The sequence below is a fragment of the Pseudomonas sp. OST1909 genome (assembly GCF_015277575.1).
GTDB lineage: Bacteria > Pseudomonadota > Gammaproteobacteria > Pseudomonadales > Pseudomonadaceae > Aquipseudomonas > Aquipseudomonas synxantha_A.
This window is the reverse complement of the sequence record NZ_CP063780.1, coordinates 2,214,947-2,230,381: the sequence shown is the minus strand read 5'-3', so window position 1 is coordinate 2,230,381 and position 15,435 is coordinate 2,214,947. Positions and strand designations below refer to the sequence as shown.

At 60.0% G+C, this 15,435-nt stretch carries 19 protein-coding genes; 8 read left to right on the top strand and 11 right to left on the bottom strand.

Annotation, left to right across the window (positions count from 1 at the left end):
- The first annotated feature begins 127 nt into the window (after nt 1-127).
- The gene (locus tag IH404_RS09810; protein WP_005786430.1) at nt 128-547 is read left to right on the top strand and encodes an organic hydroperoxide resistance protein; all 420 of its coding nucleotides are present in this window, start codon (nt 128-130) and stop codon (nt 545-547) included.
- A 65-nt stretch (nt 548-612) separates the two neighbouring features.
- Here IH404_RS09810 and IH404_RS09805 read toward each other — a convergent pair whose 3' ends face one another.
- Both IH404_RS09805 and earP read right to left on the bottom strand, forming a co-directional pair.
- A complete protein-coding gene (locus IH404_RS09805; RefSeq protein WP_003172723.1) occupies nt 613-1,185 on the bottom strand; it encodes an elongation factor P in 573 nt (190 codons plus the stop codon).
- A gap of 49 nt (nt 1,186-1,234) precedes the next feature.
- The gene (gene earP / locus IH404_RS09800) at nt 1,235-2,368 is read right to left on the bottom strand and encodes an elongation factor P maturation arginine rhamnosyltransferase EarP (protein WP_148852298.1); all 1,134 of its coding nucleotides are present in this window, start codon (nt 2,366-2,368) and stop codon (nt 1,235-1,237) included.
- Between the two features lie 132 nt (nt 2,369-2,500).
- Between earP and IH404_RS09795 the strand changes: the two genes are divergently transcribed.
- Both IH404_RS09795 and IH404_RS09790 read left to right on the top strand, forming a co-directional pair.
- Nucleotides 2,501-2,869 carry a hypothetical protein gene (locus IH404_RS09795; protein ID WP_122732644.1) on the top strand — a complete coding sequence of 123 codons (369 nt, stop codon included), beginning with the start codon at nt 2,501-2,503 and terminating at the stop codon, nt 2,867-2,869.
- Nucleotides 2,870-2,874: 5 nt separating this feature from the next.
- On the top strand, nt 2,875-3,357 hold the full coding sequence (locus IH404_RS09790) for a GreA/GreB family elongation factor (protein ID WP_005786425.1): 483 nt from the start codon (nt 2,875-2,877) through the stop codon (nt 3,355-3,357).
- Nucleotides 3,358-3,362: 5 nt separating this feature from the next.
- On the opposite strand, the gene cysB is transcribed toward IH404_RS09790, so the two are convergent.
- The 5 genes from cysB to IH404_RS09765 all read right to left on the bottom strand — a co-directional run bounded on the left by cysB (nt 3,363) and on the right by IH404_RS09765 (nt 7,268).
- A complete protein-coding gene (gene cysB, locus IH404_RS09785; RefSeq protein WP_005786423.1) occupies nt 3,363-4,337 on the bottom strand; it encodes an HTH-type transcriptional regulator CysB in 975 nt (324 codons plus the stop codon).
- 103 nt (nt 4,338-4,440) lie between these two features.
- Complete coding sequence (locus IH404_RS09780; RefSeq protein ID WP_005786422.1) at nt 4,441-4,941, bottom strand: universal stress protein; 501 nt, start codon at nt 4,939-4,941, stop codon at nt 4,441-4,443.
- Nucleotides 4,942-4,989: 48 nt separating this feature from the next.
- Nucleotides 4,990-5,907, bottom strand: coding sequence for a 5'-nucleotidase (locus IH404_RS09775; protein ID WP_005786420.1), 918 nt, complete (start codon nt 5,905-5,907; stop codon nt 4,990-4,992).
- Between the two features lie 15 nt (nt 5,908-5,922).
- Nucleotides 5,923-6,885, bottom strand: a complete 963-nt coding sequence (locus IH404_RS09770; RefSeq protein WP_194440352.1) for a putative 2-dehydropantoate 2-reductase — start codon at nt 6,883-6,885, stop codon at nt 5,923-5,925.
- On the bottom strand, nt 6,882-7,268 hold the full coding sequence (locus IH404_RS09765; protein ID WP_005786417.1) for a hypothetical protein: 387 nt from the start codon (nt 7,266-7,268) through the stop codon (nt 6,882-6,884). Before IH404_RS09765 ends, IH404_RS09770 begins: the two co-directional genes overlap by 4 nt.
- On the opposite strand from IH404_RS09765, the gene IH404_RS09760 reads away from it, so the two are divergent.
- Complete coding sequence (locus tag IH404_RS09760; RefSeq protein ID WP_005786415.1) at nt 7,267-7,701, top strand: PilZ domain-containing protein; 435 nt, start codon at nt 7,267-7,269, stop codon at nt 7,699-7,701. The genes IH404_RS09765 and IH404_RS09760 overlap by 2 nt on opposite strands.
- A 130-nt stretch (nt 7,702-7,831) precedes the next feature.
- Nucleotides 7,832-8,908: a 3-deoxy-7-phosphoheptulonate synthase gene (locus IH404_RS09755; RefSeq protein ID WP_194440351.1), complete on the top strand. Its 1,077-nt coding sequence runs from the start codon at nt 7,832-7,834 to the stop codon at nt 8,906-8,908.
- A gap of 76 nt (nt 8,909-8,984) precedes the next feature.
- Here the strand turns inward: IH404_RS09755 and IH404_RS09750 are convergent, their stop codons facing one another.
- Nucleotides 8,985-9,266 carry an N-acetyltransferase gene (locus IH404_RS09750; RefSeq protein ID WP_005786412.1) on the bottom strand — a complete coding sequence of 94 codons (282 nt, stop codon included), beginning with the start codon at nt 9,264-9,266 and terminating at the stop codon, nt 8,985-8,987.
- Nucleotides 9,267-9,879: 613 nt separating this feature from the next.
- On the opposite strand from IH404_RS09750, the gene oprI reads away from it, so the two are divergent.
- Nucleotides 9,880-10,131, top strand: a complete 252-nt coding sequence (gene oprI / locus IH404_RS09745) for an outer membrane lipoprotei OprI (protein ID WP_003172710.1) — start codon at nt 9,880-9,882, stop codon at nt 10,129-10,131.
- A gap of 71 nt (nt 10,132-10,202) precedes the next feature.
- On the opposite strand, the gene IH404_RS09740 is transcribed toward oprI, so the two are convergent.
- The 3 genes from IH404_RS09740 to IH404_RS09730 all read right to left on the bottom strand — a co-directional run bounded on the left by IH404_RS09740 (nt 10,203) and on the right by IH404_RS09730 (nt 12,227).
- Nucleotides 10,203-11,165: a L,D-transpeptidase family protein gene (locus IH404_RS09740; protein ID WP_194440350.1), complete on the bottom strand. Its 963-nt coding sequence runs from the start codon at nt 11,163-11,165 to the stop codon at nt 10,203-10,205.
- Nucleotides 11,166-11,269: 104 nt separating this feature from the next.
- Entirely contained in the window at nt 11,270-11,563 is a 294-nt protein-coding gene (locus IH404_RS09735; RefSeq protein WP_003189866.1) for a hypothetical protein, read from the bottom strand.
- 58 nt (nt 11,564-11,621) lie between these two features.
- Nucleotides 11,622-12,227 carry an arylesterase gene (locus IH404_RS09730; RefSeq protein ID WP_005786393.1) on the bottom strand — a complete coding sequence of 202 codons (606 nt, stop codon included), beginning with the start codon at nt 12,225-12,227 and terminating at the stop codon, nt 11,622-11,624.
- Nucleotides 12,228-12,237: 10 nt separating this feature from the next.
- Between IH404_RS09730 and IH404_RS09725 the strand changes: the two genes are divergently transcribed.
- Both IH404_RS09725 and IH404_RS09720 read left to right on the top strand, forming a co-directional pair.
- A complete protein-coding gene (locus IH404_RS09725) occupies nt 12,238-12,921 on the top strand; it encodes an ABC transporter ATP-binding protein (RefSeq protein ID WP_005786391.1) in 684 nt (227 codons plus the stop codon).
- A complete protein-coding gene (locus IH404_RS09720) occupies nt 12,921-15,431 on the top strand; it encodes an ABC transporter permease (protein ID WP_194440349.1) in 2,511 nt (836 codons plus the stop codon). The genes IH404_RS09725 and IH404_RS09720 overlap by 1 nt, the downstream gene beginning before the upstream one ends.
- Nucleotides 15,432-15,435: the final 4 nt, after the last annotated feature.

Here is a 15,435-nt window from a genome sequence, read left to right as displayed (position 1 = left end):
CTCCCACATTAAATTTCAGCCAGTCAAAAACACTTAGCTTGCGCGCAAAACATTAGCGCTATACATTGGCCCTGCCAACTAATTAGCGCGCAAACATTTAGCGCTATCAACCAAAGAGGAACGCCCCATGCAAACGCTCTATACCGCAGTAGCCACCGCCACTGGCGGCCGTGATGGTCGCGCTGTTTCCAGCGACAACATCCTCGACGTCAAACTCTCCACCCCCAAGGAATTGGGCGGTGCTGGTGGCCAGGCTACCAACCCGGAGCAACTGTTCGCCGCGGGCTACTCCGCTTGCTTCATCGGGGCGCTGAAATTTGTCGCCAGCCAGACCAAACGCAAAATCCCGGATGACGCCTCTATCACCGCCCACGTTGGCATCGGTCAGATCCCCGGCGGTTTCGGCCTGGACATCGACCTGCACGTCAGCCTGCCGGGCCTGGCCCAGGAGGATGCGCAAAGCCTGGTCGACGCCGCCCACCAGGTATGCCCTTATTCCAACGCCACCCGTGGCAACGTGGATGTGCGCTTGCATGTAACAGTCTGATAAACAGACGCCCACAAAAAAGCCCGACACCAGGTCGGGCTTTTTGCGTACCGGCGGGGCCAGAATTACTTCTTGGCGCGACCTTTGTACGAACCACCTTCGCGGGTGTCGATCTCGATCAGGTCGTCGATTTCGATGAAATCGGCCACTTGCAGTTCGGTACCGTTGCTCAGCTTGGCAGGCTTCATCACCTTGCCCGAAGTGTCGCCGCGAGCGGAACCTTCGGTGTAGGCAACCTTACGCACGATGGTAGTCGGCAGCTCTACGGACACCAGGCGCTCTTCGAAGAAAATCGCTTCGCAGACGTCTTCCATGCCTTCTTCGATGAACGGCAGAACGGCTTCGATATCTTCAGCGTTCAGCTCGTACATGGTGTAGTCGGTGGTGTCCATGAACGTGTAGGTGTCGCCGCTGATGAAGGACAGGGTCGCTTCCTTGCGGTCGAGGATCACGTCGTCCAGTTTGTCGTCAGCGCTGTAGACGATCTCGGTCTTGTAACCGGTCAGCAGGTTCTTCAGCTTGGTCTTCATGATTGCGCTGTTACGACCAGACTTGGTGAACTCAGCTTTCTGAACCAGCCAAGGGTCGTTTTCGAGACGGATCACTGTACCGGGTTTCAGTTCTTTACCAGTTTTCATTGCATATATCCGAAATTTGGATGGGATTTACAAAAATCAAGGTGGCGTATCATATCCAACTTTCATAAAACTGTACCAGCGCCGTCGCAAGATCGGCCTGCAAGCCTTGTTCCAGACACCAGTTCTGCGCATGCTCATTCACCTCGGGCCAGTGTTCCAGCAGCATTTTCCAGGACTGTGCCATGTCGCCATCAGCGTTCCAGGCTTGCCAAAGCGCAAAGACAGCCGCTTTGGCGGCAGGCGAGAGTGCAGCGGTGTACAACTCAAGGAAGGCATCCAGTTTGTCCAGGTGGATGTCTTCATCCTGGCGGTAGATATGCCACAGCAACGGCCTCCCCGCCCATTGGGCGCGCACGAAGGAATCCTCACCGCGCACGGCGTTGAACTCGCAACACCACAGCAAATGGTCATATTGCTCCTGGCGCATGAATGCAATGACCTGCACCGTCAGCGCCCCGCGTACCTGGATGTCTCCCGCCGACAGGCTGGTCACGCCCAACCAGCGTTGCACATCCCCCAGAATTCGCCCTTCCGGCACCAGCAAGTGAGTCGCACGCCCATCCTTGGCGAGCACGTCCAGCCAACCGGCCAGCCCAGGATTCTCATAGGCAAACAATGAGATCAATCGTGCCCCGCCCGCAGGAGACACGCCCAGGCTCTGCAGGAATTGTCGTTGCGCAACGTCATCCTGCTGAAAAGCCTGGCGTCGCTCCACCAACCCGGCTTCACGCAGCAAACCACCGGTACCAGGACGAAAGCCGGGGAAGAAAAAGTACTTCTGCACCCCCTTGAACTTCACCGAAGGCAGGCGATGACAACCCACCACCCAGTCTTCTGCGCTGAGGTAATCCAGGTTCATCCACAACGGCGGACGCTCACGCTCGGCCATGCGCTCCATGTAGTGCGGCGGCAGCTGGCAGGCGAATGCAGCAATCACCACATCGGCCGACTGCGCGCCCGGCCATTCGGCCGGCCAGTGCCGCACCTCTACGCCCTCTTGCCATTGCTGGTCCATCTGCACATCAATGTGCGGGCACATGCGCTCGAACGCCCGCAGGTCATCGACCCACAAGCGCACCTCACAGCCATGCTCCGCCACCAGCTGCCGGGCCAGGCGCCAGGTCACGCCGATGTCGCCGTAGTTGTCGACGACGCTGCAAAAAATATCCCAGCGGGCTTTCATTCCGGGCTCCATCGTCCAAAGGCTCGATTGTCCGCATAAATGCGCTCATGCAGAAGGCTTGATCGCGATTATTCTGCACGGCGGCTGTGCGACAATCGGCACCACGCCGTCAATGTCTGCCAGGAGGCCATCATGTCTGACCGTCAGCTGTCACTGTTCAAGCTGTGCATCGCCATTGCCGCAGGCGTGTGGCTGGGGTTTATCGCCATTGCGCTGACCGCCTGGCTGGCAACTCGCTATCTGTTTCCCCAAAGCCTGGCACCCGTGGCCCAGGCGGTTCAGCAGTTGGACGAGCCGGCCGCAGTTGTGCCGCAGCCACCGAACCGTATGTTCGAACAGTATCAACAGAACCTGCAAAAGCAGGAACAACAACAGGCTCTGGACCAGGCCCGCAGTAACGCGCGCAACCTGTCCAACCCCAAATGCCAGTTCTGGCTGCAACAGGACCAGAACGCCCCCAGTGAAAAGACTCGGGCCAATGTCCTGCAATTTTGCGATTGAAGACCATGAATAAACACGCCGTCCTCCAGTTGATCCTGGAAAAACTCACCGCCGACCTCGATATTGCCCAACGCGCCGCGCAGACCGCCTACGAAACCGCGACTCACGAAGAAAACATCGCCGAAAACAAATACGACACCCTGGGGTTGGAAGCGTCATACCTGGCGGCCGGGCAGGCCAAGCGGGTCGAGGAGATCAAGCAATCGCTGACGCTGTGCCAGAACCTTCAGTTGCGAGGGTACGATGAACAACGCGGGATAGAAGTCGGGGCGCTGTTGGGCCTGGAAGACGAGAACGGTCGCCAGCAATGGCTATTTTTGGCGCCGGATGCGGCAGGGTTGAAAGTCGATGTGGTCGGGCAACCGGTGACCGTCATCACCCCGCGCTCGCCCCTGGGCAAAAGCCTATTGGGCAAGTTTGAAGGGGATGAGGTGGAGATTCTGGTGGCAGGCGCTCGGCAACACTTTATGGTTACCGAGGCCCGATAAATCACTCAGTGGACGGGTAATTCAACACCGTCGAACAAATCTTCCAGCTCTTGCTTGTTGTGGCACTGGATCGCCTTGGCCATGACTTCGCGGGTCAGGTGCGGTGCGAATTTCTCGATGAAATCGCACATGAACCCCCGCAGGAAGGTGCCGCGACGGAAGCCGATCTTGGTCACGCTCGACTCGAACAATTCGCTGGCATCCAGCACCACCAGGTCTTTGTCGAGGTTGGTGTCGACCGCCATCTTGGCGACGATCCCGACGCCCAGGCCCAGGCGAACGTAAGTTTTGATCACGTCAGCATCTGCAGCGGTGAACACCACTTTTGGCGTGAGGCCACGGTGGCTGAACGCTTCGTCGAGCTTGGAGCGGCCGGTAAAACCAAACACGTACGTCACGATTGGGTATTCAGCCAAAGCTTCCAAGGTCAGCTTCGGCAGCTTGGCCAGCGGGTGGCCTTGGGGCACCACTACGCAGCGGTTCCAGCGGTAGCACGGCATCATCACCAGGTCGCCGAACAGCTCCAGGGCCTCGGTGGCGATGGCAAAATCGACGGTGCCATCAGCGGCCATCTCGGCGATCTGCATCGGCGAGCCCTGGTGCATGTGCAGGGCGACGTCCGGGTATTGCTTGATGAAATCGCGAATCACCGGCGGCAATGCGTAACGCGCCTGGGTGTGGGTGGTGGCGATCGAGAGGGTGCCCTTTTTTTCGTTGGAGAATTCCTGGGCGATCTGCTTGATGCTCTCGACTTTACGCAAGATCTCGCCAGCGGTGGTGATGATCCGCTCGCCAGCCGGGGTGACGCGGGTCAGGTGCTTGCCACTGCGAGCGAACACTTCGACGCCCAACTCGTCTTCGAGCAGGCGGATCTGCTTGCTGATACCGGGTTGCGAGGTGTAAAGGCTTTGAGCGGTAGCGGAAACGTTGAGGTCGTGGTGCGCCACTTCCCAGATGTAGCGCAGTTGTTGAAGCTTCATATCAATCCCTCAAAGCAGATAGACGCCACGGGTATCAGCGACGATATATAACTATATTAAAGGTTAGACAGATAAATCTAGAACTTTTTATCGTTTTTACCGATCAGCTATCTTCGCTGCGTCTACGCTGCAGCGACGGCACCAGATAAACCGGCACCGGAGACAGCTGCAACACGCGAGCAGCGGTGCGCCCCAAGGGCACGGCCACGCCGGTTGCCTGGCTATGACTCCCTACGATCAGCAAGTCGACGGAAAGTTTTCGCAGTTGGTCGAGAATCACCTCGCAGGTATCCCCTTGGATCACCCTGACCGAACGAATCAATTGCAGGTCCTGCTCCCCTTCCCCCAACTCATCGCGAAAGCCGTCCAATACGCGCTGTTCGATGGTCGCCATGACCGTGCTCAACCCCTGGCTCTGCCATTCGCTCAGCGCCTTCTCATCAAGGTAGCTCTGTAATACTGATTCGGCGAACAACCCGATGGGCTCGACCACATGGATCACATACAGGTCAGCCTTGAACGTTCGCGCCAACGCCAGCGCATGTTGCATCACGTACGGCGCATACAGACCCAGGTCCGTGGCATACAACATCGAACGAATCATAGAACCTCCTGGACTGCCAGGATGGCGGAGATTGAATGAGCTTAGCAGCTAGCTCTCGGTCTGGATTCTCAACTCGTTACTGATGCCATGGGGCACATGCCCGGTGGCCACCACCTCCCTGGCTTTCTCGCAATGCCCGGCCTGGTCATCAAAAAATACATCGGCCGCAAAGGCCTCCAGGAAGGCGGATTTTTCCAGCCCACCGAGAAACAGCGACTCGTCCAGGCGGATATCCCACTCACGCAGCGTACGAATCACACGCTCATGGGACGGCGCCGAACGTGCAGTGACCAGCGCCGTGCGGATCGGGCAGGCGTCATCGGCAAACTCGCGCTGCAACAGGTTGAGCGCCGCCAGGAAGCCTTTGAACGGGCCGCCGTGCAACGGCTGGCGCGCCGACTCCCGCTCACTGGCCTGAAAGGCTTCCAGCCCGCCAGCCTGGTAGACACGCTCGGACTCGTCGGAGAACAACACTGCGTCGCCGTCGAATGCGATGCGCAGTTCTTCGCTCGAAGCCCGGCGCGCACCGCCCGACAGAATCGTCGCCGCGGCAAAACCGGCATCCAGGGCGCTGCGCACATCTTCAGCATGGGTGGAGAGAAACAGATGACAACCGAAGGCAGCCAAATAAGGATAAGGACTACGCCCGCCGACGAAAGCGGCGCGCGAAATGTCCAGGCCGTAATGCTGGATCGAGTTGAACACCCGCAACCCGGTATCGGCACTGTTGCGCGACACCAGCACCACCTCAACCCGCGCACGGCCCAAGCTGGCATTCAGGCTCAACAGCTTTTTGACCAGCGGGAAGGCATCGCCGGGCTCGAGGGTTTCTTCCTCGTGTTCGATCTGGTATTTGCGGTAAGCCTCAACACCTTCAGCCAGGTAGACCTTGTGACTGTCACTGAGGTCGAACAGCGCCCGCGAGGAAATCGCCAGCACCAGCTTGTCACCCAACCCCTTTGCCATGGTGTCTCCCCCCAATCAGCGATTGTGCCGATCAATAAAACTCAAGGCCTGGTACAGCGCCTGCATACGCGGCAGCTCGCAACCGGCCGCCCTGGCAGCGGCCAGGGGCCGGGCGTAGATCGCCGCCAATTCCAATGGGCGCTTATGCACGTGATCGTGATACATGCTGGGCAAGTAATCGTCCATGGTTTCGGTCATGGCAAACATCTGCCCGGCGTAGCTGGCGGGAATTTCATGGCCGCAGGCACGGGCGCCTTGCACCACTTCGGCCATCAAGGCCTGGATCAATTCGCGGCTGGACTCATCCGCCATCATGGCCTTGGTTCCCGTGCCCAGCAACACAGACAGGCCGTTATACGGCACGTTCCACACCAGTTTATGCCAGCGCGCCTGATGCACGTTGGCCATGGCCTGGGACTCGATGCCGGCCCGGTGAAACAGCCCCGCGCCTTCTTCGACAATTGCCTTTTGCTGCGCCTCATCGTTGGCAGCCGTACCGCTGTGATACCCCAGGTTGACCCGGCCCAGTGCCTGATGCTCGACCACACCCGGAGCGGACCGGTACACGCCGATGTAGCACAGCCCGCCGAGCAGGTGCAGCGACGCTGGCAAATGTTCACGCAGACTGTCCTCCACATCCAGGCCGTTTTGCAGCAGCACCACCTTGGCATCCGGCGCCGCGACCTGGGCGATAGTAGGCGCCAGGTCCACGTTGCCGGTGGATTTGGTGCCCACCAACAGCCAGTCGCATGAAGGCATGTCGGCGGCGCAGGCATAGGCCTGAACCGGATGCAGGTGCAACGGGCCATGCACCGTGCTGTTGACGTGCAGGCCCTTTTGACTAACCGCTGCATATTCGCTGCGCAACAGGAAATGCACATCGAAGCCAGCACGCGCCAGCATCAAGCCGTAGTAACCACCAATGGCACCCGTGCCAATAATGCCAATGCGTGGCGACGGGGATGAAAGGGCTGTCATGGCAAATCCTCTGGTGTGCGTGTGAGCGCCTGGTTTACACATTTGGCGAGGTCGGATGCCGTAAGCCGTGTCTGTAATTGCCCGAGGAACTGACCCTCGCACACCAGGAACAACGCCGGCAAATGAAAGATCTGGTAGCGTTCGACTGCACCGCCATTGTGCCCGGCATCAACCCAGCACACGCGGTCCACCGGCAGCGGCCAGCTCGGCAGTTGCTGGCGTGCCCAACGGCAACTGGAGCAGCCGACACTGGTAAACACTACCAGCGAAATACCTGGCAATCCCAGCAATTGCTGGTCAATATCCAGGTCGGTCAATTCCAGTTCCTTCACTATACTGCTGCCACTGCCGTCAACCGGACGGCGCTCGGAGTCCGTGTACATGGGTCGTTTTTTACCTCACCCTGATGATGTCGCTGTCGAGTTGATCCAACGTCCCTCTCCTGCCCTGCCCCGTCAACGCCTGCACACTATCGGCCGCGGCGGCGTCGCCTGCAATTGGCCGCGAGCCTGGCGCCCAGGCACGGCGGTCGACCTGCATATCCCCTCCTTGGGGCCCAGCGCCCGTTATCCGGGCTATGTAGCCTGGTGCCGCAAAGGCGAAAACGCTTATCGCGTCGGTATTTGCTTTACCGATGAGCACGCCTTGTTCGGTGCGCGAATGGGCGAGCAAGTGTGCCAGATCGAACGTTACTGCCGCCTGCACGAAAACACCGAGCCAACACCTGCGCAACTGGAAGCCATGGCCCGTGACTGGGTGTCGCGCCACGCCGCCGAGTTCTCCCATGAGGCCGTTGTGCAATCGGCGCTGGATTAAACCGGGCTTTGCCCATTGTCGCGGGCCCGTGTTACGCGCTAAGGTTCCTCCCCCCTGTATTCAAATCATGCTGTGCCCGCCGCACGGGGATGGCTGGCGGCCGGCACCCGTGACCCTGGCGAGTAACACGATGGCTGATTTACCGATCAATGACCTTAACGTCGAATCCAACGAGACCCTGATCACACCCGATCAGCTCAAGCGCGAAATCCCCCTGAGCGACGCTGCCCTGCAGACCGTCACCAAGGGTCGCGAAGTCATCCGTGACATTCTCGACGGCACCGACCACCGTCTTTTCGTGGTGATCGGGCCTTGCTCGATCCACGACCTCAAGGCTGCCCACGAATACGCCGAGCGTCTCAAGGTGCTGGCCGCTGAAGTGTCCGACACCCTGTACCTGGTGATGCGCGTCTATTTCGAGAAACCGCGTACCACCGTCGGCTGGAAAGGCTTGATCAACGACCCGTACCTGGACGACTCGTTCAAGATCCAGGACGGCTTGCACATCGGGCGCAAACTGTTGCTGGACCTGGCTGAAATGGGCCTGCCTACCGCCACCGAAGCGCTGGACCCGATCTCCCCGCAGTATCTGCAGGACCTGATCAGTTGGTCGGCCATCGGCGCACGCACCACCGAATCGCAAACCCACCGCGAAATGGCGTCCGGCCTGTCTTCGGCCGTAGGCTTCAAGAACGGCACCGACGGCGGCCTGACCGTGGCGATCAATGCCTTGCAATCGGTCTCCAGCCCTCACCGTTTCCTGGGTATCAACCAGGAAGGTGGCGTCTCCATCGTCACCACCAAGGGCAACACCTACGGTCACGTAGTGCTGCGCGGTGGCAACGGCAAGCCCAACTACGATTCGGTCAGTGTCGCACTGTGCGAACAGGCGCTGAACAAAGCCAAGATCAAGCCAAACATCATGGTTGACTGCAGCCACGCCAACTCCAACAAGGACCCGGCCTTGCAGCCACTGGTGATGGAAAACGTCGCCAACCAGATCCTGGAAGGCAACCAGTCGATCATCGGCTTGATGGTCGAAAGCCATTTGAACTGGGGTTGCCAGGCAATTCCAAAGGATCTGGCCGATTTGCAGTACGGCGTGTCGATTACCGATGCCTGCATCGACTGGGCGGCTACCGAAACCACCCTGCGCAGCATGCACGCCAAGCTCAAGGACGTGTTGCCCAAGCGCAAACGCAGCTGAACCACGCATTTTTTCTGGATCAGACGCACACAAAAACGCCGGGCTAAGCCCGGCGTTTTTATTGGCAACTGGTCAGTTACAGCTTTGCGGCATGGCGCTGGTGGCGCTCCATATAGCGCTCGACATAGGAGCACGATGGAATCACGGTGTAGCCAGTCACTTCGGCATACTCCAAGGCTGCCTCGGTCAACGCGGCCGCAATGCCTCGTCCGCGCAGCGCGTTGGGCACGAACGTGCGATAGATATCCAGCGTCTGCTTCCCGAGGTCCATATAGGTCAGATAGGCACGATGACCGTCCACATTGGTCTCGAACTGATGACCAGCCTGGTCATGGTGGATGGACAACGCCTCGCTCATCACTACTCCTCGCGGGTCTTGAATATTGACCCTACCTTACCGATGTTTTTCCGGCGAAGGAACATCTACGCCACCCCGTGCCGGTTTCGACAACGAGAAAACCCTGAGCGCTCACAGCCAGCACGTAGGGAATAGTAGGCACCAATCCTGCAATTGCTCAAGGCGCACTCATCATTCCCTGCCCCGGCTGGATATATAGAAAGGGCCTCGATCAACCGTTGACCGATAGCCTGAACATTGCCGGCAGTTGAAGCTTGAGACGAACTGCCGCTCTTAAAGTCACCTCTACATGCGCAAAAGATGCCAGCCGGAGTAAAGCCGATGGCAACGAAAGTGCCCGCTTCGATATATAAATTTTCATCTGTTTACAAGGCTTAACACATGCGGGCCGGCCCTTTCAGCCTGGATCCAATGTCGGTCGAGATGAAAAAAACTGGACAGTTTTCATACAAACCTTCAAAAGGTTAGCCAAAATAGATTCGGCACAGGAATTTTTTTTGCTTCTTGCGCAACGTCAGTTTACTTACTACAAGTAATGGGTAGTATGTACGCCGGCTATTAGCTCACTCTGAGCAAGTAGCCATCTAATTGAAAGTCCTTGAAGGGGAACACGATGAACAACGTTCTGAAATTCTCTGCTCTGGCTCTGGCCGCAGTTCTGGCTACCGGTTGCAGCAGCGTCTCCAAAGAAACCGAAGCTCGTCTGACTGCAACTGAAGACGCAGCAGCTCGCTCCCAGGCTCGTGCAGACGAAGCCTACCGTAAAGCTGATGAAGCTCTGGCTGCTGCTCAAAAAGCACAACAGACTGCTGACGAAGCTAACGAGCGCGCTCTGCGCATGCTTGAGAAAGCAAGCCGCAAGTAATAATCCTTCGGGGTTGTTATCAAGCCGATCCATTTATGGGTCGGCTTTTTTTTGCCTCGCGCTTGACGCGCCTACAGGTCGACCGGCGTGCTGGAGGCCACCGGCGCCGCGCCCGGCACGCCAATCTCGGTCGGCAAACCATCCTCGGCCGCGACCACATCACGCACCTGGTCCCAGTTCACGCGCAGGTTGTTGGACAGGTCTTCACGCTTGAGCAACGCGTTGATGACCGCCGTGTGCTTGTCGACCACCGAAGGCGTGCCGTCATCGTTCAACGGGGTATGAGCTTCAAGGTAGACCTTGCCACCACTGCTGCCGAACTTGTAGGCGTCGTTGATAATGCGCACCGAGGTGCCCACCGGCACCATGCCGGCCATTTCCAGTACGTTGTTATTGAACATGCGGAAACAGCCGTGGCTGGTACGCGTGCCGATACCAAATTTCATGTTGGAGCCATGGATCAGGTAACCCGGCGTGCCCAGCGTGAACTTGAACGGCCCCAGCGGGTTATCCGGACCGGCAGGCACCACGTTGGGCAGCGGGTCACCGTTGGCGGCGTGCTCGGCCTTGATCGAGGCCGGTGGCGTCCAGGTCGGGTTCGGCGTCTTGGCGATGATACTGGTGTGGGCGATCGGCGAGCCCCAGCCTTCACGGCCAATGCCCAACGGGAAGGTGTAGACGACGTCCTGGCCCTTTGGATAGTAGTAGAGCCGGTACTCGGCCAAGTTGATCACAATGCCTTCCCGTGGCCCCGGCGGCAGGATAAAACGTGTCGGCAGCACAATATCGGTGCCCGCGCCCGGCAGCCAGGCATCGACGCCGGGGTTGGCCGCGACCATTTCCGAGTAGCCCAGGTCGTAGGTGGTGCCCAGGTCGGCAAAGGTATCTTCGTACTTGGCCTTGATGACCTGGACCTGACCGACAATGTCCTCGCCTGGCGGCGGCAGGGGCAACTGCAAGGCTGCCGCCGAACCGGCCGCACAAAGCGCAGCGAGAGACAGGCAGCAGGTGACGACGGAAAGGCGCGACAACATCCGGAAAATCCTTCGCAAGACGACGGGTAGGTTAAAAGCGAGCTACAAGCTACAAGCTTTCAGCCGCTAGCTTACAGCTTATAGCTCGAAGCTTGCAGCTGCTTCTATAACTCGAACCGCAGCTCCGGCCAGATCGGCGGCGTGCCGCGCTTTTGCGATTCGAGAATCGCCCGGCATAACGGGCACAGGCGCTGATCCTGGAAGATCGAGCGATTCACCGACGACCAGCGTGGCTGCGCCGGCAATAAAGTGCCGCAGAGCGTGCGGTCGATCGAGCCGCCCAACTCCAATTGACGCGCCACCAGATGCACCCGCACTTCCTGGCAGGCGAACAGATCCAGCTGCTCGTCCGGCTCGATCAGTTGGTAGTTAAACAGGGACCAGGCAGGGCGCGACATCGGGGGCTCCAGATCAGGGGGGCGCCACCTTAGCCGAAAGCCTGCCGGTAGAAAAGCGTCATAGCAGCGGTTTTAGCGTCGGCCAGACATTTTCCAGCAACTTGCCTTGCGCTGCGACCGCCGGGTGCAGTTGATCAGCCTGCATCAACTCTGGATGACCGCCCACGCCTTCGAGGAAAAACGGTACCAGCGGAACGTTTTTTTCCTTGGCCAACACACCATAGACTTCGGCAAACGCAGTGGTGTATCGCGGCCCGTAATTGGGTGGCAACTGCATACCCAGCAGCAGCACCTTGGCACCGCCAGCCTTGGACTGGTCAATCATCGACGCAAGATTTTGTTTCAATTGCGCCGGCGGTTGCCCGCGCAAGCCATCATTGCCCCCAAGTTCGATAACCACTACGTCAGGCTTATGCTCTGCAAGCGCCGCAGGCAGGCGTGCGAGGCCACCCGCACTGGTGTCGCCACTGAGGGATGCGTTGACCACTTTGTCGTCAAAACCCTCCTGCTTGAGCCGTTGTTCCAGCAGAGCAACCCACCCTTTGCGGGTATCCAGGCCGAAACCGGCACTGATACTATCGCCAACGATCAGGACTGTACCCGCCGCTGCGTTCTGGGCCATGCACATCAAGGCCAGGCCAGCACTCAAAAACCACATTCGCATCGGATTCTCCATGGGCGCAAGCATTCTAACCGCGCGAAACCTTAGCAAAGTGGTTCCCAGCGCGGAAGGTGAACTGACTATCCTGCACGAACTGAGCCTGGAACTGAACAAGGGCGATAGCCTGGCTATCGTCGGGAGCTCCGGTTCCGGCAAATCCACCCTGCTGGGCCTGCTGGCCGGCCTCGACCTGCCCAGCAGCGGCGAAGTCACCCTGGCCGGGCAAGCCTTGAGCACCCTCGACGAAGACCAGCGTGCACGCATCCGTGCCGAACATGTGGGTTTCGTCTTTCAATCCTTCCAACTGCTCGACAGCCTCAATGCACTGGAAAACGTGATGCTGCCGCTGGAACTGGACGGCCGCAAGGACGCCCGCGAACGCGCCCGGCATCTGTTGGAACGCGTGGGCCTGGGCCAGCGCCTGACCCACTCGCCGCGCCAACTGTCCGGTGGCGAGCAGCAACGGGTCGCCATTGCCCGCGCGTTTGCCGCCGAACCGGACGTGCTGTTTGCCGACGAACCCACCGGCAACCTCGACAGCCATACCGGCGAGCGCATCAGCGACCTGCTGTTCGAGCTCAATAAAGAGAGCGGCACGACCCTGGTACTGGTCACCCATGACGAGCGCCTGGCCCACCGTTGCCGACGCCTGATCCGCCTTGAAGCCGGCCTGATGGTCGCGCCCCTGGAGCCTTGATGGCACGTTTGCCGCTGTTGCGCCTGTTCAGCCTTGCCATGCGCCAGTTACTGCGCGACGCCCGCGCAGGTGAACTGCGCGTGCTGTTCTTTGCCCTGCTGGTGGCCGTGGCGGCCAGCACCGCCATCGGCTACTTCGGCGCGCGCCTCAACGGCGCCATGCTGTTGCGTGCCACCGAGTTCCTCGGCGCCGACCTGGTGCTCGAAGGCAGCTCACCTGCCCGCCCCGAGCAAATCAGGTCCGGGGCCGAACTGGGCCTGGATCACGCCCGCATCGTGGAGTTCTCCAGCGTTATCGCCACGGACAATGGCATTCAGCTTTCCAGTATCAAGGCGGTCAACGAGCAGTACCCCTTGCGCGGCGAGTTGAAAAGCAGCACCGAGCCCTTCGGTACGCAAACGCCGGGCGGCGGCCCCAAACCCGGTGAAGCCTGGGTGGAAGCAAGGCTGCTGACCGCGCTGGACCTGAAAATCGGCGACAGCATCGATGTCGGCATGAAGACCCTGCGCCTGGCGCGTATCCTGACGTATGAGCCCGACCGGGCCGGCAACTTCTACAGCCTCACGCCCAGGGTGATGATCAACCTGACCGACCTGGACGCCACCGGTGTAGTCCAGCCAGGCAGCCGTGTGAGTTACCGCGAACTGTGGCGTGCCCCGCAAGGCAGCACGGCGCTGCAAACCTATCGCGACCTGATCAAGCCGGGCCTCGCTGCGAACCAGCGACTGCAGGATTCGCGCGATGGCAACCAGCAGATCGGCGGCGCCCTGGGCAAGGCCGAGCGCTACCTGAACATGGCCAGCCTGGTGGCGGTGCTGCTGGCCGGCGTGGCCGTGGCACTGTCGGCCAACCGCTTCGCCAGTCGTCGTTTCGATGCCAGCGCGTTGTTGCGCTGCCTGGGATTGTCACGACGTGAAGCCATGTTGCTGTTCAGCCTGCAACTGAGCGTACTGGGCTTGCTGGCAAGCCTGGTCGGCGCCCTGCTCGGCTGGCTGGCGCAATTTGGATTGTTCTATTTCCTGCACGACCTGCTGCCCGCCGATGTGCCGCCGGGCGGATTGCTGCCGGCCGTCGCGGGGATCGGCACCGGGCTGGTCGCCCTCGCAGGCTTCGCCCTCCCACCATTGGCGGCGCTGGGGCGCGTACCGCCGCTGCGGGTATTGCGCCGCGATTTGCTGCCCATCCCCTCAAGCACCTGGATGGTCTACGGCGCGGCGCTGTTTGCCTTGGGCCTGATCATGTGGCGCCTGAGCCTGGACCTGGTATTGACCTTCGCTTTGCTGGGCGGCGGCGTGGTCGCGGCATTGATCCTTGGCGGCTTGTTGCTGCTGATGTTGCAAAGCCTGCGACGCCTATTGGCTCGCGCCTCCTTGCCCTGGCGCCTGGGCCTGGGCCAATTGCTGCGCCACCCGCTGGCGGCGGCAGGCCAATCCCTGGCCTTTGGCCTGATTCTGCTGTCCATGGGATTGATCGCGCTGTTGCGGGGCGAATTGCTCGACACCTGGCAAAATCAACTGCCCAAAGACGCGCCCAACTATTTCGCATTGAATATCCTGCCGGCCGACAAGGACGCCTTTGGCGCCCGCCTCCTGGAAGTACAAGCGCAAGCGGCACCGTTGTATCCGGTAGTGCCGGGGCGATTGATCAGCATCAACGGCGAACCCGTGCAAGAGATTGTCAGCAAGGACTCCAGTGGCGACCGTGCCATTCAACGCGACCTGAGCCTGACCTGGGCTGCCGATTTGCCTCCGGGTAACGCCCTGACGGCGGGCGCCTGGTGGTCGGCGCAACCAAGCGATGAGATTCCTGGCGTGTCGGTGGAAGCCAAGGTGGCCGAGAGCCTGAAACTCAAGCTCAACGACCATTTGCTGTTCACCATCGGCGGGGAAAACCGCGAGGCACGGGTCACCAGCCTGCGGACCATCAACTGGGATAATTTCCAGCCTAACTTCTTCATGATCTTCCAGCCCGGCACCTTGAAAGACTTACCCGCGACCTACCTGACCAGCTTCTACCTGGCACCCGGTCACGACCAACAGATCGTCGATCTTTCACGGGCCTTCCCGGCTGTCACTATCCTGCAGGTCGAGGCGTTGCTGGAGCAGTTGCGCAGCATCCTCGCCCAAGTGACCCTGGCGGTGGAGTACGTGCTGTTGTTTGTGTTGGCGGCGGGGATGGCGGTGTTGTTCTCCGGCTTGCAGGCCACTCTGGACGAACGCATCCGCCAGGGAGCCTTGCTGCGAGCCCTGGGTGCCGAGCGCAAATTGCTGATCAAGGCGCGACGCATCGAGTTCGGCCTGCTGGGTGCCGTCAGTGGCCTGCTGGCGGCATTGGGCACCGAACTGGTGACGTGGGTGCTGTACCGCTACGCCTTTGACCTGGCGTGGCATCCCCACCCGTGGCTGCTACTGCTACCCGTGATCGGGGCCGTGCTGATCGGCGCTGCCGGGGTATTCGGCACGCGTCGCGCACTGAATGCCAGCCCGCTGACCGTATTGCGCGAAGGCTGAGACC

Excerpts from the sequence above, each read along its gene's own strand:
- IH404_RS09750 (WP_005786412.1), bottom strand. The coding sequence starts at position 9,266 with ATGAGCGAGGCGTTGTCCATCCACCATGACCAGGCTGGTCATCAGTTC.
- IH404_RS09775 (WP_005786420.1), bottom strand. The coding sequence starts at position 5,907 with ATGGCAAAGGGGTTGGGTGACAAGCTGGTGCTGGCGATTTCCTCGCGG.
- IH404_RS09805 (WP_003172723.1), bottom strand. The coding sequence starts at position 1,185 with ATGAAAACTGGTAAAGAACTGAAACCCGGTACAGTGATCCGTCTCGAA.
- earP (WP_148852298.1), bottom strand. The coding sequence starts at position 2,368 with ATGAAAGCCCGCTGGGATATTTTTTGCAGCGTCGTCGACAACTACGGC.
- IH404_RS09765 (WP_005786417.1), bottom strand. The coding sequence starts at position 7,268 with ATGTACACGGACTCCGAGCGCCGTCCGGTTGACGGCAGTGGCAGCAGT.
- IH404_RS09740 (WP_194440350.1), bottom strand. The coding sequence starts at position 11,165 with ATGTTGTCGCGCCTTTCCGTCGTCACCTGCTGCCTGTCTCTCGCTGCG.
- IH404_RS09770 (WP_194440352.1), bottom strand. The coding sequence starts at position 6,885 with ATGACAGCCCTTTCATCCCCGTCGCCACGCATTGGCATTATTGGCACG.
- IH404_RS09735 (WP_003189866.1), bottom strand. The coding sequence starts at position 11,563 with ATGTCGCGCCCTGCCTGGTCCCTGTTTAACTACCAACTGATCGAGCCG.
- IH404_RS09725 (WP_005786391.1), top strand. The coding sequence starts at position 12,238 with ATGGGCGCAAGCATTCTAACCGCGCGAAACCTTAGCAAAGTGGTTCCC.
- IH404_RS09810 (WP_005786430.1), top strand. The coding sequence starts at position 128 with ATGCAAACGCTCTATACCGCAGTAGCCACCGCCACTGGCGGCCGTGAT.
- IH404_RS09780 (WP_005786422.1), bottom strand. The coding sequence starts at position 4,941 with ATGATTCGTTCGATGTTGTATGCCACGGACCTGGGTCTGTATGCGCCG.
- oprI (WP_003172710.1), top strand. The coding sequence starts at position 9,880 with ATGAACAACGTTCTGAAATTCTCTGCTCTGGCTCTGGCCGCAGTTCTG.
- IH404_RS09790 (WP_005786425.1), top strand. The coding sequence starts at position 2,875 with ATGAATAAACACGCCGTCCTCCAGTTGATCCTGGAAAAACTCACCGCC.
- IH404_RS09730 (WP_005786393.1), bottom strand. The coding sequence starts at position 12,227 with ATGCGAATGTGGTTTTTGAGTGCTGGCCTGGCCTTGATGTGCATGGCC.
- IH404_RS09795 (WP_122732644.1), top strand. The coding sequence starts at position 2,501 with ATGTCTGACCGTCAGCTGTCACTGTTCAAGCTGTGCATCGCCATTGCC.
- IH404_RS09755 (WP_194440351.1), top strand. The coding sequence starts at position 7,832 with ATGGCTGATTTACCGATCAATGACCTTAACGTCGAATCCAACGAGACC.
- IH404_RS09720 (WP_194440349.1), top strand. The coding sequence starts at position 12,921 with ATGGCACGTTTGCCGCTGTTGCGCCTGTTCAGCCTTGCCATGCGCCAG.
- IH404_RS09760 (WP_005786415.1), top strand. The coding sequence starts at position 7,267 with ATGGGTCGTTTTTTACCTCACCCTGATGATGTCGCTGTCGAGTTGATC.
- cysB (WP_005786423.1), bottom strand. The coding sequence starts at position 4,337 with ATGAAGCTTCAACAACTGCGCTACATCTGGGAAGTGGCGCACCACGAC.